This window comes from Urechidicola vernalis (assembly GCF_031846385.1).
GTDB classification, from domain to species: Bacteria; Bacteroidota; Bacteroidia; order Flavobacteriales; family Flavobacteriaceae; genus Urechidicola; species Urechidicola vernalis.
The window spans coordinates 725,028-750,032 of the sequence record NZ_JAVRHV010000001.1 but is presented as its reverse complement, the minus strand read 5'-3'; the positions used below and the strand labels follow the sequence as shown (position 1 = coordinate 750,032).

21 protein-coding genes are annotated in these 25,005 nt (G+C 32.9%); 13 read left to right on the top strand and 8 right to left on the bottom strand.

Going from position 1 to position 25,005, the window contains the following annotated elements; all coding sequences use genetic code 11:
* The first annotated feature begins 1 nt into the window (after window position 1).
* The 11 genes from RM519_RS03300 to RM519_RS03250 all read left to right on the top strand — a co-directional run bounded on the left by RM519_RS03300 (window position 2) and on the right by RM519_RS03250 (window position 15,292).
* Window positions 2-1,288, top strand: a complete 1,287-nt coding sequence (locus RM519_RS03300; protein WP_311592116.1) for a glycosyltransferase — start codon at window positions 2-4, stop codon at window positions 1,286-1,288.
* Window positions 1,285-2,679, top strand: a complete 1,395-nt coding sequence (locus RM519_RS03295; protein WP_311592115.1) for an asparagine synthase-related protein — start codon at window positions 1,285-1,287, stop codon at window positions 2,677-2,679. Before RM519_RS03300 ends, RM519_RS03295 begins: the two co-directional genes overlap by 4 nt.
* 447 nt (window positions 2,680-3,126) lie before the next feature.
* Complete coding sequence (locus RM519_RS03290; RefSeq protein ID WP_311592114.1) at window positions 3,127-4,230, top strand: glycosyltransferase; 1,104 nt, start codon at window positions 3,127-3,129, stop codon at window positions 4,228-4,230.
* Entirely contained in the window at window positions 4,227-5,402 is a 1,176-nt protein-coding gene (locus RM519_RS03285; protein WP_311592113.1) for a glycosyltransferase family 4 protein, read from the top strand. Before RM519_RS03290 ends, RM519_RS03285 begins: the two co-directional genes overlap by 4 nt.
* Window positions 5,399-6,724, top strand: a complete 1,326-nt coding sequence (locus RM519_RS03280; protein ID WP_311592112.1) for a glycosyltransferase family 2 protein — start codon at window positions 5,399-5,401, stop codon at window positions 6,722-6,724. Before RM519_RS03285 ends, RM519_RS03280 begins: the two co-directional genes overlap by 4 nt.
* On the top strand, window positions 6,711-7,817 hold the full coding sequence (locus tag RM519_RS03275) for a glycosyltransferase family 4 protein (RefSeq protein ID WP_311592111.1): 1,107 nt from the start codon (window positions 6,711-6,713) through the stop codon (window positions 7,815-7,817). Before RM519_RS03280 ends, RM519_RS03275 begins: the two co-directional genes overlap by 14 nt.
* Entirely contained in the window at window positions 7,814-8,938 is a 1,125-nt protein-coding gene (locus RM519_RS03270; protein WP_311592110.1) for a glycosyltransferase, read from the top strand. The genes RM519_RS03275 and RM519_RS03270 overlap by 4 nt, the downstream gene beginning before the upstream one ends.
* Entirely contained in the window at window positions 8,928-10,283 is a 1,356-nt protein-coding gene (locus tag RM519_RS03265) for an O-antigen ligase family protein (protein WP_311592108.1), read from the top strand. The genes RM519_RS03270 and RM519_RS03265 overlap by 11 nt, the downstream gene beginning before the upstream one ends.
* Window positions 10,280-12,697 carry a glycosyltransferase gene (locus RM519_RS03260; RefSeq protein ID WP_311592107.1) on the top strand — a complete coding sequence of 806 codons (2,418 nt, stop codon included), beginning with the start codon at window positions 10,280-10,282 and terminating at the stop codon, window positions 12,695-12,697. The genes RM519_RS03265 and RM519_RS03260 overlap by 4 nt, the downstream gene beginning before the upstream one ends.
* 1 nt (window position 12,698) lies before the next feature.
* A complete protein-coding gene (locus RM519_RS03255) occupies window positions 12,699-13,913 on the top strand; it encodes a glycosyltransferase family 4 protein (RefSeq protein WP_311592105.1) in 1,215 nt (404 codons plus the stop codon).
* The gene (locus RM519_RS03250) at window positions 13,913-15,292 is read left to right on the top strand and encodes an exopolysaccharide biosynthesis polyprenyl glycosylphosphotransferase (protein ID WP_311592103.1); all 1,380 of its coding nucleotides are present in this window, start codon (window positions 13,913-13,915) and stop codon (window positions 15,290-15,292) included. The genes RM519_RS03255 and RM519_RS03250 overlap by 1 nt, the downstream gene beginning before the upstream one ends.
* A gap of 53 nt (window positions 15,293-15,345) precedes the next feature.
* On the opposite strand, the gene RM519_RS03245 is transcribed toward RM519_RS03250, so the two are convergent.
* Together RM519_RS03245 and RM519_RS03240 are read right to left on the bottom strand one after the other, a co-directional pair.
* On the bottom strand, window positions 15,346-16,533 hold the full coding sequence (locus RM519_RS03245; RefSeq protein WP_311592102.1) for an Lnb N-terminal periplasmic domain-containing protein: 1,188 nt from the start codon (window positions 16,531-16,533) through the stop codon (window positions 15,346-15,348).
* Between the two features lie 109 nt (window positions 16,534-16,642).
* Complete coding sequence (locus RM519_RS03240) at window positions 16,643-17,524, bottom strand: YheT family hydrolase (protein ID WP_311592101.1); 882 nt, start codon at window positions 17,522-17,524, stop codon at window positions 16,643-16,645.
* A 155-nt stretch (window positions 17,525-17,679) separates the two neighbouring features.
* On the opposite strand from RM519_RS03240, the gene RM519_RS03235 reads away from it, so the two are divergent.
* Window positions 17,680-18,426, top strand: coding sequence for a CDP-alcohol phosphatidyltransferase family protein (locus tag RM519_RS03235; protein ID WP_311592099.1), 747 nt, complete (start codon window positions 17,680-17,682; stop codon window positions 18,424-18,426).
* Here RM519_RS03235 and lptB read toward each other — a convergent pair.
* From lptB to RM519_RS03215, 4 genes are read right to left on the bottom strand one after another with little or no spacing between them, the layout of a single operon-like run.
* Window positions 18,423-19,160, bottom strand: a complete 738-nt coding sequence (lptB, locus tag RM519_RS03230) for an LPS export ABC transporter ATP-binding protein (protein WP_311592098.1) — start codon at window positions 19,158-19,160, stop codon at window positions 18,423-18,425. The genes RM519_RS03235 and lptB overlap by 4 nt on opposite strands.
* A gap of 53 nt (window positions 19,161-19,213) precedes the next feature.
* Window positions 19,214-19,561, bottom strand: coding sequence for a carboxymuconolactone decarboxylase family protein (locus tag RM519_RS03225; protein WP_311592097.1), 348 nt, complete (start codon window positions 19,559-19,561; stop codon window positions 19,214-19,216).
* On the bottom strand, window positions 19,554-20,372 hold the full coding sequence (tatC, locus tag RM519_RS03220) for a twin-arginine translocase subunit TatC (protein WP_311592096.1): 819 nt from the start codon (window positions 20,370-20,372) through the stop codon (window positions 19,554-19,556). Before tatC ends, RM519_RS03225 begins: the two co-directional genes overlap by 8 nt.
* Window position 20,373: 1 nt before the next feature.
* Window positions 20,374-21,339: a KpsF/GutQ family sugar-phosphate isomerase gene (locus tag RM519_RS03215; protein ID WP_311592095.1), complete on the bottom strand. Its 966-nt coding sequence runs from the start codon at window positions 21,337-21,339 to the stop codon at window positions 20,374-20,376.
* Between the two features lie 80 nt (window positions 21,340-21,419).
* Here RM519_RS03215 and RM519_RS03210 point away from each other — a divergent pair, with 80 nt between their 5' ends.
* Window positions 21,420-23,612, top strand: coding sequence for a RecQ family ATP-dependent DNA helicase (locus tag RM519_RS03210; RefSeq protein ID WP_311592094.1), 2,193 nt, complete (start codon window positions 21,420-21,422; stop codon window positions 23,610-23,612).
* Here the strand turns inward: RM519_RS03210 and RM519_RS03205 are convergent.
* The gene (locus RM519_RS03205; RefSeq protein WP_311592093.1) at window positions 23,609-24,274 is read right to left on the bottom strand and encodes a ZIP family metal transporter; all 666 of its coding nucleotides are present in this window, start codon (window positions 24,272-24,274) and stop codon (window positions 23,609-23,611) included. The genes RM519_RS03210 and RM519_RS03205 overlap by 4 nt on opposite strands.
* On the bottom strand, window positions 24,271-25,005 hold the full coding sequence (locus RM519_RS03200; RefSeq protein WP_311592092.1) for an SAM-dependent methyltransferase: 735 nt from the start codon (window positions 25,003-25,005) through the stop codon (window positions 24,271-24,273). Before RM519_RS03200 ends, RM519_RS03205 begins: the two co-directional genes overlap by 4 nt.

Below are 25,005 nucleotides of genomic sequence, written 5' to 3'. Positions count from 1 at the left end.
AATGGCTAAGAAGTTAAAAATAGCAATATATTCGGGGAATATCCCGAGTACCACCTTTATTGAACAATTGATTTCGAGTGTATCACAGCATCATCAGGTATTGTTATTTGGGAGAAAAACTAAAAAATATCAAGTTCCAAAAAACAAACTCCAAAAAACAAATTCCAAATCGGTATTTTCAAAAGGGAAACACTCAGGTGAGGTTAATGAGACATTAGAGAAGGAGAGAGAAAGTGTTATTCGAGAATATGCTTATGGGACATCTACTTTTCAAAATATTTTATTAACGAGTATACGAACCTTATTATTAGCTATTCGTTTCCCGAAGCGGTTGAAGACCTTATTTACTCAGATCCGAAAACAGGGATCGATTTATAAAAAGCGACAGGCTTGGTTTAAGATAACCCCCATTTTGTTATATCTACCTGATATATTTCACATACAATGGGCAAAGGAAACAGAGCAATGGTTGTTTTTACAAGCATTAGGTGTAAAAGTTGTTGTTAGTTTGCGAGGGGCGCATATCAATTATTCACCGATTGCCAATAAAACCTTAGCTAATTCATATGAACGAATTTTTCCTAAAGTTGATGCTTTTCATGCTGTATCGGAAGCTATTGCTAAAGAAGTGCAAAAATATGTTATAGGTCAAGAAAAGATACATGTAATACATTCTTTATTACCAGAAAACACATTTGATTTGTTTACATTACCTAAAGAAAAGGATTCGAAACATATTAATATACTTTCAGTGGGGAGGCACCATTGGAAAAAGGGCTTTACAACTGCATTAGATGCTTGTAAACTACTAAAGGATGAAGGGGTGTCTTTTACATATACTATTATCGCAGGTGGAATCGTGCTAGAAGAATTACTAGTTCAACGTCATGAGTTAGGGTTGTTGAAAGAAGTACAATTTAAAATCAGTTTGCCACAACAAGAAGTGTTTCAATCTATGAAAAACAGTGATGTGCTCTTATTGCCAAGTTATGAGGAAGGGATTGCTAATGTTGTTTTAGAAGCAATGGCAATGGGGCTCCCTGTTATTAGTACGGATTGTGGAGGAATGGAAGAGGTTGTAATTTCTCTCGAGACAGGGTGGATTGTACCAACACTTGATTCAGAGGAGATAGCAAAAAGTTTAAGAAGTTATTTAAATGTTTCAGATAAGATTAAACGAGTTATGATTTCTAATGCTCGTAAGTTAGTCTTAGAAAAATTTGATGCTGTTAAAAATGGTGCACTTTTTTTAGAGATGTATCATCATATAATGCAATCTAGAAAATGAAAGGAAGTACTTATATAAAGACAGGGATTATTCCTGAGAAGCAACATTATTATAAGGTCCAAACAAGTCGAGGATTGGATTTAAAGGCTATCTGTTGTTATGCTGCTACAGGTTTCTTTTTAGAAGATGACACCTTTTGGAAACATCAAAAAGTATTAAAACCTGCTACAGATTATGAGTTTGACTCGCAGGGACAAGTTAAAAATAAAACACCTTATTTTCAATGGCATTATAATCCAAGAATCATTTCTTTTGAACAGGCCTTGGATGAATTTGAACATCTTTTTGAAACTATTATTAGTGAGCAAACCAAAGGGAAAAAGGTTATATTACCTTTATCAGGAGGATTAGATAGCAGAACGCAAGCAGTGGCATTGGCAAAACATTCCCATTTACAAACCTATAGTTATTCATTTAAAAATGGGTATCCTGAGAGTCGTATTTCAAAAAGGATAGCAAATGCGTTAGGAGTTCCATTTACATCTATGGAGGTTCCTAAGGGGTATTTATGGGATGCTATTGAAGACTTGGCGGAAATCAATCAATGTTATTCTGATTTTTGTAATCCAAGGCAAATGGCCTTTGTGGATCAATATGCTGAAATTGGCGAAGTATTCTCCCTTGGACATTGGGGGGATGTATTGTTTGATGGAATGGGTGAAGATGTGCAATGGACGACTGAAGAGGAATTGAATTGGGTGTTGAAAAAGGTGGTTAAAAAAGGAGGTATGGAATTGGCAACACGTCTATGGGAATCTTGGGGGTTAGATGGTGATTTTGAATCTTATTTTATGGAGCGAATCAAAGGGTTGTTATCCAATATTGATATAGATAATACGAGTGCCAAATTACGCGCCTTTAAGTCACTCTATTGGGCACCGCGATGGACTTCTGTGAATTTAGGCGTGTTTGAAAGTGTAGCGCCAATCACATTGCCATACTATGATAATAGGATGTGTGAATTTATTTGCACTATACCAGAAGAATATCTAAAAGATCGAAAATTACAAATTGCTTATATACAGCGTAAATCAAAAAAGGTAGCTAATATTACTTGGCATCAGCAAAAGCCATTTAATTTAAATAATTATCATTGGAATAGAACGCCTTATAATTTGCCTTATCGGGTAATTAGTAAAATCGAACGAGAATTAAGAGCAGTGGTGGGAAGACCACATGTTGCTAGAAATTGGGAGTTACAGTTTTTAGGAAAGGAAAATGATCAGCAATTACAAGGTTGGTTGTTTGAATCGGGTTTTGATAAGTTAGTTTCTAAAGAGGTGATTCAAGAGTTTTATACTAATTTTAAGATGAAAGATGCTGTTTGGTATTCGCATTCAGTGAATATGTTGTTGACTTTGGCGGTTTTTAATAAGAAGTTTGGCAGTTGACGGAAGACGGGAGACGGATGGAGGAAGTACTATGTTAGAAGCGAGAAGCGAGAAGTGAGAAGTGGGTGAAGGAAGATGAGTGTTAAATATTTAGTATTGTTGTGTTGAGTTGGTTGCGTGAAGACGATAGACAGAAGTTAGATATTATAAGTATACTTTTACCTTTATACAGTCATTTCGAAAGAGACCATTATGGTCGACGAGCAACCGAAGGTTCAACAAAGTTAAATCGCTTCCATTTTAAGTCCATGTTTGTTTCATATGATGTCATTCTGAACGAAACGCAGTGGAGTGAAGAATCTATCTGAAAATAAGTGTAAATCTCAAATTACAAGTTTCAAATTCTAGATGATCAAATCGGTCATTAAGTTTCCAATAACATTGTGAATAAGTATTTATACATAGCATTGTTAAAAAGGGAATTTCAAGTATTTTTAAGTTCGATTTATGAGCAAAAAAAAGGTCAAAATATTATATACCATTCCTAACTTTGATACTGCGGGTAGTGGGAAGGTGGTGTATGATTTGGTTAGTAAATTGGATAAGAATTTATTTGAACCGCATATTGCTTGCTTTCATACTAGAGGGGCTTTTTTTAAAGAAGTTGAAAACCTACAAGTTCCCATTCATATTGTTCGGTTTACGGTTGCATATAGACCATTTTGGTCGTTTCCTTTTCGATTGTTGAAGATTGTGCGTTTTTTTAAAAAACATAACTTCGATATAGTGCATTCATGGCACTGGAGTTCGGATTTTTCGGAGCCACTAGCCGCACGATTGGCAGGTGTGTTTTATATCTATACCAAAAAGGCTATGAGTTGGGGGAATAAATTATGGAAATTACGTTCAAAATTTAGCAATGGTATCATTTATATCAATAGGGATATGGAGAGTCAGTTTTTTCTTCATATGACGGAAAAATCATTCTATATGCCTTTAGGTGTAGATACGGAATTTTATAAGCCAGAAGAAAGGTTAAAAGAAAATATTAATGCTATCCATATTGAGAAAGATGATTTTGTAGTTGTTTCAATAGCAAATTTAGTTCCAGTTAAAGGCGTAGAGATTTTGTTACAAGCCGTTAAAGAATTGGAAGATTCCAGTATAAAAGTGATAATAATAGGAGAAAATGAAAACGACTATGGTATTGAGTTGAAATCAACTTTTGAAAATGAATTTACCTATTTTGTTGGAAAACAAAACGATATTCGTCCTTACTTGACGATTGCAGATGTTTTTGTGATTCCTACAAAGAATGAAGGAAGAAAAGAGGGAATGCCAATGGCTCCATTGGAAGCGATGTCTTCAGAGCGCATAGTTATAGGGTCTGATATTTCAGGTATAAAGGATATATTAGCCTCTTTTTCTGAGCATTTATTTAAGCCATCAAATACAGTTGAGTTGAAAGAAAAGATTTTAATGATTAGGCAATTGCCAAAAAAAGAAAAGGAATTATTACAGATGAAAATGCGTGAGGTGGTTTTAGAAAACTTTACAATTGATAAGTGTGTTAAAAGACACGAAGAACTTTATATTCAATCTGTTCGATGAAAATAGGTATTGTACTTTCAAAACCACCCAGTTATTCGGAGACCTTTTTTGTTTCTAAGATCAAGGGGTTACAGCGGCATGGTCATGAAGTCATTTTATTTGTGCAATCTGGAGAAGAAGCCTTTGATTTATGTACAGTTAATACAGCATTACCAATTTATAGGCGAAACATTGTTAAGCAACTGTATTACGTTTTAAAAGTGTTTTTACTTTTTATACGCCACTTTCAAGTTTGTCTTAGGTTTATGCAAACTGAACGGGTGTATGGAACTGGTTGGATTGGAGTTATTAAAAAGGTATATGTAAACATGCATATACTCACAAAAAAATTAGATTGGTTACATTTTGGATTTGCTACCATGGCATTAGGGAAGGAACATGTTGCCAAAGCTATCAAAGCAAAAATGGCGGTGAGTTTTCGTGGGTTTGATATGGCTATATATCCTATCAAGTATCCCAATTGTTATAAGGTTTTATGGGAGCAGGTGGATAAGGTGCATACCATTTCCAATGATTTATATCAATTGGCCTTAACTAATGGGTTGAATAGTGAAATTCCATTTCAAAAAATTACACCAGCCATTGATGTCAATAATTTTAATAGAGCAGATGCAGACCATCAAAAGAGTAGTGACACGATTAAAATAATGACCGTAGCACGTTTGCATTGGAAGAAGGGCTTGACTTATACACTACAAGCCTTAAAATTACTAAAGGATAAAGGAATTGATTTTCAATATACAATTATTGGTGAAGGAACTGAATATGAAAAGTTAATGTATATCCGCTATCAATTGGGATTGGAAAAAGAAGTTCAACTTATAGGAAAAGTGCCTCATAGCACTATTAAGGAGTTATTAGTTGCTCATGATATTTATGTACAATACAGTATTTCGGAAGGATTTTGTAATGCTGTTATAGAAGCCCAAGCAATGGGCTTATTATGCGTCGTTTCGGATGCAGAGGGATTGTCAGAGAATGTGCTGCATAATAAAAGTGGTTGGGTTGTGCCAAAACGAAGCCCAGAAAAATTAGCAACTAAAATTGCAGAAATTATTGAATTGGAAAAAAACTTAAAGAAAAAGATAACTGATTTTGCCATGGATAGAGTTAAGAAAGAGTTTAATTTAAAAAAGCAGCAACAAGAGTTTGTAACATTTTATACCGAATGATTTTTCAGTTTTTAAAATACGTACAACCAACAAATTATTTTAATCTAAAGAAGTATAATGGTTGGTTTGAATACCCAAAAGTCTCAAATATTTCTAAAGATATTATAGGGGATTTAGATATGGATGAATCGTACTCTACTAGTGCAGCAAAGGAGTTAGATCTTTCTTGGCAAGTGATTAATAAAGGATATTTAGAAAACACGGAACGTTTGAATTCATTTCCAGATTTGCCTTTGGAAGATGAATATCGGTTTGTAAGAAAGTATTTTCAAAGTGTATGGGTAATATATTGTTTATTGATTAGGATTGCTACTTTTCATAATCCATTCAAAGAGTTTAGAGCATTTTCTAATTCAAAGAAGTTTGATAAGTATACTAATGAAAACCCACTGGTAAATAAGGGAGATTTGAAAGCGTATGATTCTAAGTTGATAAAATCGAGACCTTTGGTGACTGTGGTTATTCCTACTTTAAATAGATATAACCATTTGGAAAAAGTGCTAAGAGATTTTGAAAAACAAACCTATAATGAATTTGAAATAGTAGTTGTTGATCAATCTGATGATTATAATCCTGAGTTTTATAACATGTTTGATTTAAACATAAATTTAATTAGACAACAAGAAAAAGCTTTATGGTTAGCTAGAAATACGGCCATTCGAGAAGCACAGGGGAGTTTTATTGCCCTGTCTGAGGATGATGTACGAATTAATGAAAATTGGATTGAAGAGCATTTGAAGTGTATTGATGCTTTTGAAGCTGATATCTCAGCAGGAGTATTTTATCCTGAAGGTGGAAGTATTCCTAAAAATAGATCTTTTTATGCAGCAGCAAAGCAATTTGCCACTGGGAATGCGTTATTAAGTAAGAAGGTATTTGAAAAAGTAGGTTTATTTGATCGACAATTTGAAGGTCAGCGAATGGGCGATGGTGAGTTCGGTTTACGGTGCTATTTGGAAAATATGAAAAGTGTTTCTAATCCTTTTGCGTCTTGTGTTGATGTTAAAGCACCTACAGGAGGTTTGAGAGAGTTGGGTTCTTGGGATGCTTTTAGACCTTCCAAGTGGTTTGCTCCTAGGCCAGTTCCAAGTGTTCTGTATTTGTATAGGAAGTATTTTGGAGCGAAACTTTCTATTTATGCCTTGTTAAAATCAATTCCACCTTCGATTATGCCGTATCGCTTTAAGCGAAATAAAAAAATGTTGTTGGTTGGCGTTTTTATTTCCGTGTTAGTATTACCGCTGATTGGTATTCAAGTAGTTCGTTCCTGGAGTTTATCTAGTGAAAAATTAAAAGAAGGTCCTCGAATTGAAAGACTCTAAAAAAATATTGATTGTCAGTTCTGAATTCCCTCCTCAACCCGGTGGGATTGGAAATCATGCCTACAACTTGTCAAAAAAATTAACGGAACAAGGAAAAGAAGTTGTGGTTTATACAAATAATAGATCAAAAGAGAGTATTGCCGAAGAAATGTCTTTTGATACAAGGCAAATATTTAAAACCATCCGTATCAATAGATCCAAACTAGGGTTCTTAACATATTTTAAAAGAATCTTGTATTTTTTTAGAACTTTCCAGCGTGAAAAACCAGATAAAATAGTGGCATCAGGTAGATTTTCACTTTGGTTGGTGGGTCTAACTATTTTTTTTCATAAAAAAGAAATCTTAGGAATTGTTCATGGTTCAGAGGTGAATCTAAAGAATAAATTTCATCGCTCATTTACAAATAAAGCACTTAAAAAATTTGATAAAATTATAGCGGTTTCGGCTTATACAAAGAAACTGATTTCAAACATAAATAAAGAAGTTACAATAATTCCAAATGGAATTGAAATAAAGGATTTTAAGTTTACATATAAAAGAAAGAATTCAAAAGAATTACAATTGATAACAGTAGGTGCCTTAAGTCAACGAAAAGGGCAGCATAATGTAATAAATGCTTTGCCTTCTTTAAAGAAGCAATATCCAGATATTAGTTATCATATTGTCGGTATTCCATCAGATAGAGATCGATTATTGGCTCAAGCAAAAAAGTTAGGGGTTGAAAAGCAAATAGCAATCTATGGAGTGGTTTCCCAAAAGAGATTAATTCAATTATTAGAGGATAGTGATATATTTGTAATGTTAAGTGAAGAATCATCTGATGGAGAAATAGAAGGATTTGGAATTGCAATATTAGAAGCAAATGCATTGGGCATTCCTGCAATTGGTTCAATAAACAGTGGAATTGAATCGTCTATTTTAAATTATAAGTCAGGGCTATTGATAGATCCTAAAGATGCAAATCAACTATTAGAAGCAGTAAAAATGATTAAGCAAGACCATAATTTGTATGCCCAGGAAGCAAGAATTTGGGCTTTAGAACATGATTGGCATTATATAATTAACAAATATATAAAGTTGATAGAGTCTTGAAATTAGCCATAATATCACATACACAACATTATAAAAGACCTGATGGAACCATTGAAGGCTGGGGGGCTACTGTTACTGAAATTAATCACTTGACTACTATTTTTGAAGAGATTTACCATATTGCGGCTTTAGTTGAGACAGAAATACCAACTAGTTCAATTCCATATATCAATGAAAAAGTTGTATTTGTTCCCATTAATAGAGTAGGAGGTAAAAATTTAAAAGATAAATTGGATATTATTTGGCAAATACCTGAAGTAATATCAAAAGTAAATCAAGTTTTTAAAAAAGTAGATGTTTTTCAATTTAGAGCACCAACAGGAATGGGAGTATACTTAATTCCGTATCTTACTTTTTTTTGTTCAAAAAAAGGATGGTTTAAATATGCAGGGAATTGGAAGGAAATAAATCCAGCTTTTGGATTTGCTTTTCAGCGCTGGTTCTTAAAAAATCAAAGAAGAAAAGTTACCATAAATGGTGCATGGAATAATCAGCATAGACATTGTATTTCTTTTGAAAACCCTTGCTTAACTGAAGAAGATAGAGTAAAAGGAAAAAAAGTTATTGAAGAAAAAAAATGGGATTCAAAAAAGGTGAATTTTTGTTTTGTAGGGGCTTTAAACGAAAAAAAGGGTGTTGATAAAATTATTGAAGTATTGAATGGTATAGATTGCAAGTATATTGATACATTTTATTTTGTGGGTGGAGGGAATCAAATTCAAAAGTATAAATTCGGTTTAAAAGATGTAAAATGTACCATTAATTTTACGGGGTTTTTAAATAAGGATGAAATTATTGAAATTTATAAGAATTGTCAATTTATAGTGCTACCTTCAGATAATGAAGGGTTTCCTAAAGTTATTGGAGAGGCAATGAATTATGGTTGCATTCCAATAGTTTCAGATGTTTCTTGTATAAGTCAATATATTACGAATATGAAAAATGGTTTTTTGATAGCGCCAAATACTGTAGATAAATTAACTGAGTTATTGGAATATGTTATCAATTTAGATCATGCAATATGCAAAAAAATGATTTTAAGCAATTACGTACAGGTACAAAAATTTACATATCAATATTATAATGATCAATTAGTCGAAAAGGTAATTTATGACATCTAAAAAGTATCTACTTAACATAAATTTACTTTTGGTAGCCTTACATATGGCTTTGGGAATTCTATTGCTTAATAGAACAATTTCGAAGACATTGAATATTACTTTATTTGTAATAGCTTTTACGTCCATAATAATTACGAAGAATAAAAACCAAGAGGCCGTTTTATGGTCGGCATATGTTGTAGGTTCTGAAGTATTGTTTCGAATGTCTAAAGGGTTGTTGTTTTATGAATTTCCAAAATACATGGTGCTAATTTTTTTAATAACTGGTTTGATAGTTGAAAAGAAACGTCATGGAGTTTCTCCAGTTTATATTATTTATATTTTACTATTATTAATTGGCATAACTTTCTCAGATATTCCTTATCCTGAGTCTATACGAACCAATATAGTTTTTAATCTTTCTGGTCCAATTTTGTTAGGGATTTGTGGGTTGTATATGTACCATCGAAAAATTTCTAAGGCAACGATGTTAAACATTTTAAAATATATGGGTTTACCCATTATTTCTATGGTGGCTTACATTTTTTTTAAAACACCAGACTTACAAGAAATTGTTTTTGGAGGAGTCTCTAACAGAGCAGCATCGGGAGGGTATGGACCAAATCAAGTAGCTTCGATATTAGGAATTGGAGTATTCATTTTTTCAATTTATCTTTTAGTATCTAAAAAGTTTTCAGGATTTTTGATATTGGATGTTATTATTTTGATTTATATAAGTTATAGAGGGTTAGTTACCCTTTCTAGAGGTGGACTAATAACTGGAGTTTTTGCCATCACAGTTTTTGCTGTATTTTATTTATTAAGTAGAAAAAATACGATTTACCATGTTTTAAAGTATTTTATATTATTATTAGGAGCAGCTATTCCACTCTTTTTATATACCTCAAATGTGACGGGTGGAATGCTACTAAATAGATATACCAATAAGAATGCAAGAGGTGTTGCAAAAACAGATATTTCGGCAGGCAGAGTCACAATTTTTAAAAATGAATTGGAAGGTTTTTTTGAAAATCCATTTTTTGGAATGGGTGTAGGAACAGGAAAATATAAGCGAATTGATGAGCTAGGTTATCGAGTGGCTTCACATAACGAAATGAGTAGACTATTGGGCGAACATGGTTTAATAGGACTTTTCATCATTTTTCTGCTATTAGTAGTACCATTGCTTAATATGTATAAACAGCCGCTAGAAGATAGAGCCTATTTAAGTGCTTTTCTGATCTTCTGGTTTTTAACCATCAACCATTCTGCTATGAGGCTTGCTATGCCTGCGTTTTTGTATGGCCTATCATTAATGACTATTTCAAATAAGAAAACAATTATTTTAGAAAGAATTAATCCTTGAAAAAAAAAGTAATTTACATAGGTAATAATATTACGCATAAAACCAAATATACCCCTCAATTAAAAACCTTAACGGACTTATTGAAAACAGAAGGGTTTGCTATTATAATCTCTTCCAAATATTTAAATAAATTCAAAAGGGTAGTGGATATGCTGTGGACGCTCTTAAAAAATCGTAGTAGAACTTCTTTTGTAATAATTGATACATTTGGTACGTCAAATTTTTATTCAGCCGTTTTTATATCTCAATGGGCGAGACTTTTAGGTTTACCTTATGTACCTGTGTTACGTGGAGGAAATTTACCTTTAAAACTTAAGGAAAATCCATATTTTTCAAAATTATTATTTCTATACTCTTATAAGAATATAGCACCGTCAGGTTATTTAAAAGCCGCACTTAACCAATATGGGTACTCGGCAGAGGTTATTCCTAATGTAATTGATATTAGTATATATCCATTTAAAAATAGAAAGGAATTTCAACCTAAAATTTTATATGTTCGGGCATTTCATCAAATATACAATCCAACCATGGCGGTACGAGTGCTCCATAAGGTTCAAAAAAAGTTTCCGAAGGCATCACTTTGTATGATAGGCCCACCAATGGATGACTCATTTGAACAAACGAAACAATTAGCTCGTGAATTAGGTTTGGTAGACAGTATTAAATATACAGGGGTTTTATCTAAAAGTGATTGGCACAAAGTTTCTGAAGAGTATGACATATTTATCAATACCACAACAATCGATAATACCCCTGTAAGTGTAATGGAGGCCATGGCAATGGGAATTCCTGTAATTTCTACAAATGTGGGAGGTATTCCTTATTTGTTAGAGGATGGAAAAGATGCATTTTTAGTTCCAAATAATGATAGTGTGGCCATGGCTGATAAAATTGTAGAGATTGTTTCGAACCAGATTGCAATTGAGCCTGTTGTAAAAAATGCGCGTTGTAAAGTAGAACAATTTGATTGGAATGTTGTTAGACAGGCTTGGATCAAATTATTAAATGAAAAACCACAAAAAAAGGGATTGGTTGATACATTATATGACAGCAGCCCTCTATTTGTCCAAAATTTATTGGTATCTGCTTATGGAATTTATTGGAAGCGAAGAAGGCTTGGTGGAAATTTTAAAAAATATTTAAAAGAGTTCAAGTCAAGAGAACATTTTTCTAAACAGCAATGGGATGAATATCAGACGCAAGAGTTGAGAAAATTATTGATACATGCTTTTACAACTGTTCCATTTTATTATGAATTATATAAAGGACATGGATTTAGCTTAGAAGATTTTGAGCGATTTGAATTAAAAGATTTAAACAAATTGCCCTATTTAGAAAAAGAGGATCTTAGAAAATTCGGAAAATCTACTTTATTGTCTCAAAAAAAAGAGAAAGGGACCTATGTTGCAAGTAGTGGAAGTACAGGAACTCCAGTTAGTATTTATTTGTCAAAACGAATGCATCAAAAATGGAATGCGGCTTATGAATCACGATTAAGAAATTGGGCAGGTGTAAACTCATCTTTGGCTCGAGGTATGATTGGTGGAAGAAGAATATTAAATCCGAATAGACCAAAAAAACCATTTTACAGATTTAATAGAATAGAAAATCAAACCTATTTTTCAACCTATTATATCAACGAAAAGAACACACCAGATTATATCGATGGCTTGGTAAAGCATAAAGTGGAATACCTTGTAGGGTATGCCATGAGCATTTACTTTTTGGCAGAAAACATCAATAAATTAAAATTAGATGCACCAAAATTAAAGGGCGTATTAACATCGAGTGAGAAATTGACGCGTCAAATGAGGTTAGAAATTGAAAAGGCCTTTCAATGTAAGGTGTTTGATGCTTATAGTGGGGTAGAGGCCTGTGGATTGATTTCTGAAAATATGGATGGCGAATTACTATTTAGCCCTGATACGGGTATAATGGAAGTCTTAGACTCGGAGGGAAATGAAGTTAATGACGGAGAATCAGGCGAGGTAATTGCAACCGGTTTGTTAAATTTTGATCAACCATTGATAAGGTATAGAATTGGAGATAGGGTAACTAAAGCGAAGAACCAAAAAACAAAATCTGGAATTGAAATGCCAATAATTGAATCTATTGATGGTAGAATAGAAGATGTTGTACTAACTAATGATGGACGTAGAATGGTTCGTTTTCATTCGGTATTTATTGATATAAATGGTCTTGTTGCGGGACAATTGGTTCAAAAGAAAATAGATGAAATCCATTTGAATCTAATGGTGAACACCCAATTTAGTACAAATGATGAAAGCGAAATGGAAGAGCGGGTTCAAAATCAACTTGGGAAAGTAAAAGTGTACTTTAATTACGTGGAAGAAATTCCAAAAAATAAGAATGGTAAAATAAGAGCCGTTATTTCAGAATTATCGAATTAGTATGAGTAAAAAAACAATTTGGGTCTTAAATCAAACCGCCGGTAAACCAACATCAGGTTGGGGAGAACGTCATTATTATTTTGCACAAAAATGGATTGAAAAAGGATATGATGTTATGATTATATCGGGCTCCTACAACCATTTATTTCATACGCAACCTGAAATTGGTAAAAAGCCCTTCACACTTGAAAGGATTGATGAAAAACTCTCGTTTTGCTGGGTTAAAACACCTCCATATTTTGATGGCGGAGTTCGAAAATTTTGGAGTAATATGGTATTTATGTTTCGGTTATTTTTTCTTCCTTTTTCAAAATTAAGCAGACCCAATTATATTATTGTATCCTCTATGCCCATTTTCCCTATTTTAAATGGATACTTATTAAGAAGGAAATTTAAGGCAAAGAAATTAATTACTGAAATCCGTGATCTATGGCCATTAACCCCGATGTATTTGTTGGGGTATTCTAAGAATCATCCATTAATTAAAATTGTAGGTTGGTTTGAAAAGTTTGCATATAAACAATCGGATGCCATTGTTTCATTATTACCCAATGCCGCGACTTATATTAATGCAATTTCTAAAGATGCAAATAAGTTTCATTGGATTCCGAATGGAATTGATGAAGATTTGTTGGATCATGAATCTATTTCTAACGAGATGATTTCTCAATTTCCAAATAATAAATTTATCATTGGTTATGCAGGAACAATGGGAATGGCAAATGCCCTAGAATATTTTGTTGCCGCAAGTACTTTAATGCAACATGAAGAAAGAATACATTTTGTGTTGGTTGGTGACGGGTATTTAAAAGAAGGATTGCTAGTTCAAACCAATAATCAAAAGAATATAAGTTTTTTACCAAAGGTGAAGAAAAATCAAGTTCAGGCCCTATTATCTAATTTTGATGTCTGTTTTATTGGAAGAAATAATACACCGCTTTTTGATCATGGAGTATCATCAAATAAGTACTTTGACTATATGCTTGCATGTAAACCAGTTTTGGTTTCTTCTAATTTAATTAAAGATCCTGTTGAATTATCGGGTTGTGGTATAACTGTAGCACCAGAATCAGCACAGGCTATTGTAGATGGAATTCAAAGATTATCTAACTTATCAACAGAAGAATTGAATAAGTTTGGAAGGCTTGGAAAGCAATATGTTAAAAAATACCATAATTTTGAATACCTGAGTAATCAATACTTAAAGCTATTTTAGTGTCTAAAAAATCAAATTTCACCATCTCTGAAAGAAAATTTTTCTTACGAATTTTCGATATTTTGGCGGTGGTAGCGGGAATAGTTTTTGCGGCTAGTTTTGAAAATTTTTACTATTTCAATTTAGAGAGTTCACAGATTTTCACTTGGTTTTTAACATTAATAATTTACCTCAGTATTTTTTCGCAAATTTTTGAAATGTATAGTTTAAAGGTGGCAGATGATTATTTTGCTATTTTTAGAAGTATTGTAGTAACCGCATTTTTAACGACGGCGTTATACGTTTTTACTCCTTATATTTCACCAGAACTTCCGTTAAATAGATTGCAAATATTGTATTTGTTTTTGGCTATTTCCTCTCCATTATTTTTGTGGAGAATTATTTATATAATATTTGTTTTTTCTCCCAAATACTTTAAAACGATATTAATAATTGGTAATGCTTCAGAAGTAAAGCGTGTTTTGAATTTTGTGAAGTCAAAAGCAACTACCAATCAAGTTGCATGTTGTATCTCTTCGGAAGATTGCGAGGAAATGGTTATGGATTGCTATGATCTGGCGACAGCTAATATTGAAGAAATTTTAGAAGGAAAAGTGATTTCTGAGATAGTAGTAGCAGATTACGATACTAAAAAACACAAGCAGGTACACACGCAACTCATTCATTTATTTGAACAAGGAGAGGTTATAATCAGTGCTAAAAAGTTTAAGGAGCGCGAGGCGGCAATGATGCCAGAAATGAGTTTTAACGATCCGTTTTATGACGTGATGACTTTTAGTAGCAATCATCAAAATAGAATGTATTTGGTTTTCTTACGAATATTTGACATTGTAGTTTCATTGATTGGCGTTTTTTTCATGAGCCTAATGCTTCCATTTTTTATAATAGGAAATGTATTAGGAAATAGAGGACGTTTATTTTATTATCAGATAAGAGTAGGAGCAAAGGGAGAAAGATTTGAGATTATTAAATTAAGGACAATGGTTAAAAACGCAGAGAAGAATGGTGCGGAATGGGCTAAGAGAAATGATGTTAGAGTTACAAAATTTGGTAAGTTTTTGCGATTAACTCGTTTGGATGAAGTTCCTCAGTTTTTAAATATTTTAAAAGGAGAAATGTCTTTAATTGGTCCAAGACCCGAAAGACCTGAATTTGTATGGGATTTACAAAATAAATTACCTTTTTACGCCATCAGGCACGTTATTAAGCCGGGTTTAACGGGTTGGGCACAAGTTATGCACCCTTACGCGAGTTCAATAGAAGATCAAGAACTTAAACTTAGGTATGATTTGTATTACATAAAAGAACGGAACCTTTTACTTGACTTTAAGATAATTGTAAAAACGATTACGACCGTTCTGTTTTTTAGAGGACAATAATGTTTTTTGAATTACGTGTTGGTTGAGAATGTATTTAGTTTATCAACCATCACCTAACTCCTAGGCTTCAACTTCCATAAATAATAATAGCGGTACCCAAGCAGAAGTAGTATTGGAATAACGGCATTTGAAAAAATCTGTATTTGTAAAAGCCATATCAAAAGAAGTAATCCCATTAAAATTAAAAGGCCTAAACAATAAGTATGGATCCACATGGGTAACTCTTTTTTTAGTAGAACAAAACTTACCAATAAATTAGGAGCAAAAGCCCATAATAGATTAAAGTTATTCGCCGCTGATGCATGATTTGTAGCAAAACTTATTAATGAAAGCATTAAACCAAGCAAGCCAATTCCAAAGAATAGCGTAAAATCTAACCATTTAGTTCGCTGCTTTTTTCTTTTGTCTTTGCCTGTTATTAGCACTACGAAGATGGAAAAAACTGAAAATAAAATGAAAGGAGAGAAAAAGGAACTATTAGAATCCTTTTCCTGTGCCTTTAATATTGTATCTGTTCGTTTCACAATATTCTTTTCAACACCGTTTTCATTAATTTTTAGTTGATCAAAAAAAGTGAAAACATTTTCAGGTAAAAAAAGAAATTCTTCCATAGAAACCGCTCTATCTATTACAGATCCTAGGGCGATGTCTATACCGAAGTCACCCCATGGTTTATCAACTAAATAAGGTTGAATTAAACTTCGATGTGTACCCTTTGAATTTTTGAAGGTTTCCGGTATTACTAATTTTTCACCAACAACCTCATCAATTACATCATATAAACGCGTAGAGCAATTATCGAAAAAATAATCATACAAATAAGGGCTGTTCTCTGGCAATGCATTGTTTTCTAAAAACTCAAAACAGGCTTGTACTTCACTTGGTTTTAAATCTAGAACTTGGGCTTTTACCCATCTTCCTTCTTTATAATAGGAACCTACAAATCGATTAAAATCATAGGCGCTTAAAAGGTATAATAAGTTGCCTTGTGCAAATTTTCCGTAAAAGTTTGGTGTATTAAAATTAAATGTTCCGTAATTGTAAACACGGTCTATTCCATTTTTTTTATCTTCAATTCTAAATGCCGAATGGCCGAAAGCAGCATAAACTTCGTCGCCAGGACCACATGTAATTACACTTATTTCGGCTTTATTACTTAAGCTTATAAAATTGGTTGAAGTTTGTTGACTGTTCCCAGTGATTGTGAAACATAAAATAAATAGAAGAAGTAATTTTTTCAAGCCAATAATTTTGTACAATGCAAATATCTTATTTTATAACTTAATTAACCTTATTTACCTTAAGTTATTGTGTTTTTTGGATGCTTTAATAATTGATTAAGGTGATATATTATTGAGAAGTATTCTTTTTAAGAAACTGAATGATCCTTTTTTCAAGCCAATTTCCGTTTTTATTGGTCAATTTTGAATTATAGCCAACATGGCCTCCAAATTTTGTTGCTTCAAGGTTTAAAAATTCATGATTTTGCGCAATTTCTGAAGGAATACAAGCATGAGATAAAAATGTGTCGTCATAGCTGCTTATCAGCAAGGTAGGTACGCTGATATTATTTAAGAATTGTTTACTGCTTGCTTTTTGCCAATAGTCTTCAGCATTTTTAAATCCATGTGCTGGTGCCGTATAAAGGTTGTCGTAGTCGTAGAAGTTCTTAGCAGATTCAATTGTTTCTTTGGTTAGAATTGACGTTGGATAGGTTTCTAATTTAGACAATGTTTTAGATTTTAGGGTTTTCAAAAATCGTTGCATGTAAATATAGTTCGATTTTTTAGCCAACTCTGCTGAGGACGATGCTAAATCACAGGGTGGAGAGATTGCAATGGCGCATTTTATTTGAGGAGGTATATCTCTGCCTTTTTCACCGAGATATTTTAAGGTCATATTTCCTCCAAGGCTATACCCTAAAAGAAGTATGTTTTTATACTGTTGCTGTTTTTCAATATAATGAATAACCGCTTCGAGATCTTCAGATTTACCGCTATGATACGATGAGAAAAGACGATTGTCATGCCCACTACATCCTCTAAAATTTACCGCTACTACATCAATTTTTTGCTGTTTCAAATGTTCGACCATACTTAGAATGTATCTAGAACTTGAACTGCCTTCTAGTCCGTGTAAGGCAATTACTATAGTCTCTGAACCATTTTTTGAATAGTCTAAATCCATAAAATCTCCATCCGCTAATTCTAGCCGTTCCCTTTTGTAATTCACTTTTGGGTTCGTAAAAAACGTCCTGAAAATAGTGTTGAAGTGCGTGTTTGTGAAAGGGAATTTAGGATTGTAAGTAGATTTTAGTATGGGCATTTATACGAGTAAAGAGTCATTATACTTATTCAAAAATACATATATTTACTCAAACTTAGAAAATGAGAAAACATATCCCAAACCTACTTACGCTGTTAAATTTATTAGCTGGTATAATTGCTGTAATTTTTGCCGTTGAAGGATATTTAATTCCGGCTGGTATTCTAGTTCTTTTGGGTATTTTCTTTGATTTTTTTGACGGATTTGTAGCCAGATTATTGGGAGTTCAAGGAGAGTTAGGCAAGCAATTAGATTCTTTGGCTGATGTTGTTACAAGTGGGGTAGTACCAGGAATTGTAATGTTTCAATTATTAAAAACGAGTATTGGAGGTTGGGATGGTATTAGTCTAATGCCAAGTATATTTTTACAAGAAGGGTATTCTTTTTTGCCTTTTCTAGGGTTTGTTATTTCGCTAGCGTCAGCTTATAGGTTGGCAAACTTTAATATAGATACAAGACAATCGAGTTCATTTATAGGAGTTCCAACTCCTGCGAATACCATTTTTGTAATTTCATTGCCATTTATATTGTCATACGGTTCGAATGACTTTATCAATGATATTATTTTAAACAAATGGTTTTTAATTGCCGTAACACTTATAGGAAGTTATTTAATGAATGCCGACATTCCGCTATTTTCGTTAAAATTTAAAGATTATTCGTTAAAGAATAATGGAATTAAATATAGCTTTCTCGGATTGTCCGTACTTATGATAGTGCTCCTACAATTTGTTGCAGTTCCGTTAATTATAATATTGTATGTACTGCTTTCGCTTTTAGAAAATAGTAAAAAAGCAAATTCGAATTAATCGAATTTTTTTCGTTTCAATTCAAAGTCTTTCCCTAAATATACACGTCTAACGGTTTCATCCTGTGCTAATTCTTCCGGAGTTCCTTCTTTTAAAATTCCACCCTCAAACATTAAATAGGTCTTATCTGTTATAGAAAGTGTGGCTTGTACATCGTGATCCGTGATAAGAATACCAATATTTCTATTTTTTAACTGCGCTACAATTCCTTGAATATCTTCAACTGCAATAGGATCAACACCCGCAAATGGTTCGTCTAATAATATAAATTTTGGATCTGAAGCTAAGCAACGTGCAATTTCAGTTCTTCTTCGCTCACCACCTGATAACAAATCTCCTCGGTTCTTGCGAACGTGACCTAAACTAAACTCTTCAATAAGCGATTCCATTTTTTTGCGTTGCTCCATTTTCGATAATTTCGAAAACTGTAAAACAGAAAGGATATTATCTTCAACTGATAATTTTCTAAATACTGAAGCTTCTTGAGCTAAATAACCAATTCCTTTTTGAGCACGCTTGTACATGGCTGCTTTGGTAATATCTTCATCATCTAAATAGATATTTCCAGCATTGGGTTGTATCATTCCAACAATCATATAAAATGATGTTGTTTTACCTGCACCATTAGGTCCGAGCAATCCAATAATCTCACCTTGCTCTACTTGAAGGGAAATTCCTTTAACAACCGTTCGGCTACCATATTTTTTTTGAATATTATCTGCTCTTAAAATCATAGTTTATATGCTATAAACAACACTAGTTGTAATTTGTTGTACACACAACAATATTAATCATTTATTATCAGTTCGTCTAAATATTCATATGCTCTACGCAAATGTGGAATTACAATTGTCCCTCCAATTAATGTGGCTATGGATAAGGCTTCAATAATTTGATCCTTTGTCAAGCCTTCTTTATGGCATTTTTCAAGATGATATTTAACACAATCATCACAACGTAATACTGCAGAGGCTACAAGACCTAATAATTCTTTTGTTTTAACATCTAAACTTCCTTCTTTAAATGCATTGGTATCTAGGTTAAAAATCCTCTTGATTACTTTATTGTTATCCCCTAAGATTTTTTCGTTCATCTTTTGACGATAGTCATTAAATTCTTCAATGTTATTAGACATTTCTTAAAGCTTTTGATTCTTGTTTTACAACACGTTTAGATATTAAAATACTTATTTCATAAAGCACCATTATTGGAATGGTAACAATTACTTGACTCGCTATATCCGGAGGCGTAATAATTGCTGATAATGTTAAAACCAATACCAAAGCAACCTTTCTGTATTTTTTTAAAAAGTCTGGTGTTACCAATCCCATTTTTGTTAAAAAGAAAATTAGAACGGGTAATTCAAACATCAAAGAAACTCCAAGTAACGTGTTGGTGATAAGTGTTATGTGCGTTGTGAAATCAAATTTGTTTTCGATTAAATCAGAAATTTGGAAATTATAGAAAAAAGCAACCGACAATGGTGCTATTACATAATAGCTAAATAACACACCGATAAAAAACAAAACGGATGCATAGAACATAAACATTCTAGATTTCTTCTGCTCTTTTTTATGTAATCCGGGACTGATAAAACGCCACATTTCCCAAAGTACATATGGGAATGATACAATTAAACCAAGAATAAGTGAGGTCCAAATTAGATTCATTAATTGTTTGGTAGGCCCTAAACTCTGCATATTGTTGGTCAAATCCATATTGCAAAAGTCACTTTCAATTCCAATGTACTGTGCACCTTGACAAAGTAATGTATACGTTGGGAAATCGCCATCTAAATGCGCAAATAAAAATTGATCATATACTATTTCGGCAAAAGTAAAAATCACTATTGCAACTATAAATATGGCTAAAGTAGCACGGATTAAGTGCCAACGTAACTGTTCAAGATGGTCTAGAAAAGACATCTCATTAGAAGATTCACTCATGCTAAAAAATTCCTTCTTTTATTAAATCGTGTAAATGTACAACTCCAGCATATACGCCATTGTCTTTCACTAGTATTTGAGATATATTATTTGACTCCATAGTTTCTAATGTATCTACAGCCATCGAGTTGATATCAATTGTTTTAGGATTTAAACTCATAATATCATGTGCCGCTAAATTCGAAAAATCGACAGTTGTATTTAACATACGTCTTATATCTCCGTCAGTAATAATACCTACTATTTCATTATTTTCTAAAACTGCAGTTGCACCTAATCTCTTTTTAGATATTTCCATTAGAACGTCTTTTATAGGACTAGACGGACTCACTTCTGGCTTTTCATTGTTGGCAACCAAATCGCTTACTCGTAAATATAATTTTTTACCAAGTGAACCGCCTGGGTGGTATTTGGCAAAATCTTTACTTCCAAAATCGTTCAACTCCAACAAGCATACTGCCAACGCATCTCCAATAACCATCTGAGCCGTTGTACTAGATGTAGGGGCTAAATTATTTGGACAAGCCTCTTTATCAACATGGCTATTCAAAACAAAGTTTGCTTCTTGCCCTAAAAATGAATTTGGGTTCCCTGTAATAGCAACAATATTATTTCCATAATTTTTCATTAAAGGAACCAATACTTTAATTTCTGGAGTGTTTCCACTATTAGAAATACAAACTACAGTATCATCATTTTGAATATTTCCTAAATCACCATGAATGGCATCTGCGGCATGCATAAAGATTGCTGGCGTACCGGTTGAGTTCATCGTTGCAACTATTTTTTGAGCCACAATAGCGCTTTTTCCAATCCCCGTAATAATTACCCGACCGTTAGAATTGTGAATAAGTTTAACAGCATTTTCAAATGCTTCATCCACAAAATTGATTAAATTCGCAATAGCCGCACTTTCGGTAGAAATGGTTTGCTTAGCAAGTGAAATAATTGATTGATTTGTTTTCAAGACGTGTTTTTTGAATTCAAAAAAAAGTTATACCTTTAGTTGCAAATGTATTTAAAAATAGATTAATAACATATTAGTTTGTGAAGGAAAATGATTTACATGTAGCGCTGAAAAAATATTTTGGATTTTCTCAGTTTAAAGGTTTGCAAGAACAGGTTATTACTAGTTTACTAGCAGGATATAATACATTTGCGATTATGCCTACAGGTGGTGGAAAATCCATTTGTTATCAATTACCTGCATTAATGCAAGAAGGAACTGCTATAGTGGTTTCACCATTAATTGCTTTGATGAAGAATCAAGTAGATGCCATTAGAGGTATCTCTTCTAATAATGGCATTGCCCACGTTTTAAATTCATCTTTAAACAGAGGGGAAGTTGCCTCGGTAAAATCAGATATTGAAAACGGTATTACCAAGCTGTTATATGTTGCTCCGGAGTCCTTGATAAAAGAAGAATATGTAGATTTTTTGAAAGCACAAAAGATTTCATTTGTTGCGATTGATGAGGCCCACTGTATATCTGAATGGGGTCATGATTTTAGACCAGAATATAGAAACCTTAGAAATATTATTGGAAAAATTGATGACGTTCCAATTATAGGTTTAACAGCTACTGCCACGCCGAAAGTTCAAGAAGATATTTTAAAGACTTTAGGAATGAGCGATGCTAAGACATTTAAAGCATCCTTTAATAGACCTAATTTGTTTTATGAGGTAAGGCCTAAAACAAATAATGTAAATGCAGACATTATTCGCTTTGTGAAGCAACGCGAAGGAAAATCTGGGATTATTTATTGTTTGAGTCGTAAAAAAGTTGAGGAAGTAGCACAGGTTTTACAAGTAAACGGATTAAAAGCAATACCATATCATGCTGGCTTAGATGCTAAAACAAGAGCAAAGCACCAAGATATGTTTTTAATGGAAGACGCCGATGTAGTGGTTGCTACCATTGCATTTGGTATGGGTATTGACAAACCTGATGTTCGTTTTGTTATTCATCATGACATTCCTAAAAGTTTAGAAAGTTATTATCAAGAAACGGGTAGAGCTGGTAGAGATGACGGAGAAGGTTATTGCTTGGCCTTTTACTCTTATAAAGATATTGAAAAGTTAGAGAAATTTATGGCGGGTAAACCTGTGGCCGAACAAGAGGTTGGTCATGCACTGTTACAGGAGGTTGTTGGTTATGCAGAAACTTCTATGAGCCGTCGTAAATATTTATTGCATTATTTTGGTGAAGACTTTGACGAAACTACTGGTTTAGGTGGTGATATGGATGACAATGTGCGTAATCCTAAAAAGAAAATTGAAGCAAAGGAGCACGTGAAGATACTATTGGAAATAGTAGTTTCTACTAAAGAGAAATACAAACCAAAAGAAATTGTAAATACCTTAATTGGAAAAGAGAATGCAATGCTTACTTCGCATAGAACTCATTTGCAACCGTTTTTTGGTGTTGGAAAAGATAAAGAAGGACTTTATTGGATGGCTTTATTAAGACAGGTTTTAGTCGCAAATTTGATTCGTAAAGAAATTGAAGAATATGGGGTGGTGAAGATTACCGATGCAGGTAAGGAATTTATTAAAAAGCCATCTTCTTTTATGATGTCTGAAGATCATATTTATGAAGTAGATGATGATGGAAGTATAATTACCAATACAAAGAGTTCAGGTGTTTCTACTGATGAAAAATTGATGGGGATGTTAAAGGATCTGCGTAAACGTGTAGCAAAACGACAAGGTGTTCCACCATTTGCAGTTTTTCAAGACCCATCATTAGAGGATATTACACTTAAATACCCTATTAGTATTGAGGAATTATCAAATGTACATGGAGTAGGAGAAGGAAAAGCAAGAAAGTTTGGAAAGGACTTTATTGCCATGATTAAGGAGTATGTTGATGAAAATAATATTTTAAGACCAGATGATTTAGTAGTTAAAAGTACCGGGGTAAATTCTTCGTTAAAATTATCAATTATTCAGAATACAGATAAAAAGATTCCATTAGAAGATATTGCAAGATCAAAAGGATTAGAGTTTGAAGAATTAATCAAAGAAATGCAGCGTATTGTGTTTATGGGAACTAAATTAAATATTAGTTACCATATTGATGAAATATTGGATGAAGATCAGCAAGAAGAGATCTATGACTACTTTATGGAAGCAGAAACTGATGTAATTGAAGAAGCGTTAACTGAATTTGATGGTGATTACGACCAAGATGAACTTCGATTAATGCGTATTAAGTTTATTAGTGAAGTCGCTAATTAAATCAGCGCTGCAACTGCAAATCCAACTACGATAGCAATAAACTTGGCCCTATTAAATTTATGATTCTCTGAACTTTCAAAAATTATAATGGTTGAGATATGTAAAAAGATTCCAACAATTATAGCAGTGATTTGCGCCTTATAATTTATAAGTAGTGGAATATGTTCACCTGCTAAACTTCCTAAAGGGCTCATAAGAGCAAACAGAATAAGAATAGCCAAACTTTTTGCTATTGATGTCTTTGCATAAACCAAGAAACTTCCTAATACTATGGTAATTGGAATTTTATGAATTACAATAGCCCAAAGTAGTTCTTCATGGTTGTGGTCATGTACAGGAATGCCTTCAATAAAAGCATGTAAACACAAACTAACGAATAGAATAACAGGTAAGTTATTTCCATGTGCATGAATATGGCCATGTTCTGCTCCTTTAGAGAAATAATCCATAATTAATTGTACCAGAAGACCTAGAATAATAAACAAACCTATGTTGTTGATGCTGCTACTAAACACTTCAGGTAACAAGTGTGTTATGGTAATGGCGAGTAAATATGCACCACTAAATGAAAGCAGGAGTTGGGTAATCTTTTTACTCGGATTGAATGCAAAAACAATTACAATTCCGACAATAACGGAAAGAAATAGAACTAGTAAACTCATTTAGATAAAATTAGTATTAGACGGTTTGAGTTTTCCTCATCATAAGCCTGTAGGTCATAATCGCCAAAGGTATGCTTTAAATTTAAGCCCACGGTTTTCAAATATTGCTCTATTTTTTCCAGATCTAGATATTTTATTCGTTCAAAGAATTTATGCGTTTCGTTTTCTGTTGCCAATGTAATTTCTTTAACGATAAAATTATTTTCGAATTTTCTTTTTATGCCAAATTTGAGATCATTCCTTATAATTGTCTCCTTTTTAACCAATGTTTTTACCGCTTTTTTAACATTTAAAAAATCGATTACAGCAATACTTTCTTCGCTTTTTAATCCATTTTTAATATTGTTTAAAACCTTTAAGTCGTCAGCATCATTTTCGAAATACCCAAAACTTGTAAATAAATTAAAAATGGCATCATATTTTAAATTTAAAGGATCTCTCATGTCTCGTTGAACAAACCTTAAGGTTTCATTGGCAAATTCATTTGCATAATCAACACTATTCTGCGATAAATCTGCACCAATGGTATCAAATCCGAGTGAGTTTAGAAATAGTGAATGCCTTCCTTTTCCACATGCCAAATCTAACACACGATCATTTTTCTTTAATTTTAAGAAGGCTACTAGATTAGCCATAAATAGCCGTGCTTCCTTTTGGTCACGATTTTTGTATAAAATGTGATAATAAGGGGTGTCAAACCACGATGCAAACCAATCTGTTGAAGTATTCAT

Bases quoted from the DNA above. Each gene is read 5' to 3' on its own strand.
- lptB (WP_311592098.1), bottom strand. From the start codon at position 19,160: ATGATTTTAAGAGCAGATAATATTCAAAAAAAATATGGTAGCCGAACG.
- RM519_RS03280 (WP_311592112.1), top strand. From the start codon at position 5,399: ATGATTTTTCAGTTTTTAAAATACGTACAACCAACAAATTATTTTAAT.
- RM519_RS03225 (WP_311592097.1), bottom strand. From the start codon at position 19,561: ATGTCTAATAACATTGAAGAATTTAATGACTATCGTCAAAAGATGAAC.
- RM519_RS03205 (WP_311592093.1), bottom strand. From the start codon at position 24,274: ATGAGTTTACTAGTTCTATTTCTTTCCGTTATTGTCGGAATTGTAATT.
- RM519_RS03285 (WP_311592113.1), top strand. From the start codon at position 4,227: ATGAAAATAGGTATTGTACTTTCAAAACCACCCAGTTATTCGGAGACC.
- RM519_RS03265 (WP_311592108.1), top strand. From the start codon at position 8,928: ATGACATCTAAAAAGTATCTACTTAACATAAATTTACTTTTGGTAGCC.
- RM519_RS03235 (WP_311592099.1), top strand. From the start codon at position 17,680: ATGAGAAAACATATCCCAAACCTACTTACGCTGTTAAATTTATTAGCT.
- RM519_RS03290 (WP_311592114.1), top strand. From the start codon at position 3,127: ATGAGCAAAAAAAAGGTCAAAATATTATATACCATTCCTAACTTTGAT.
- RM519_RS03200 (WP_311592092.1), bottom strand. From the start codon at position 25,005: ATGAATACTTCAACAGATTGGTTTGCATCGTGGTTTGACACCCCTTAT.
- RM519_RS03295 (WP_311592115.1), top strand. From the start codon at position 1,285: ATGAAAGGAAGTACTTATATAAAGACAGGGATTATTCCTGAGAAGCAA.
- RM519_RS03255 (WP_311592105.1), top strand. From the start codon at position 12,699: ATGAGTAAAAAAACAATTTGGGTCTTAAATCAAACCGCCGGTAAACCA.
- tatC (WP_311592096.1), bottom strand. From the start codon at position 20,372: ATGAGTGAATCTTCTAATGAGATGTCTTTTCTAGACCATCTTGAACAG.
- RM519_RS03300 (WP_311592116.1), top strand. From the start codon at position 2: ATGGCTAAGAAGTTAAAAATAGCAATATATTCGGGGAATATCCCGAGT.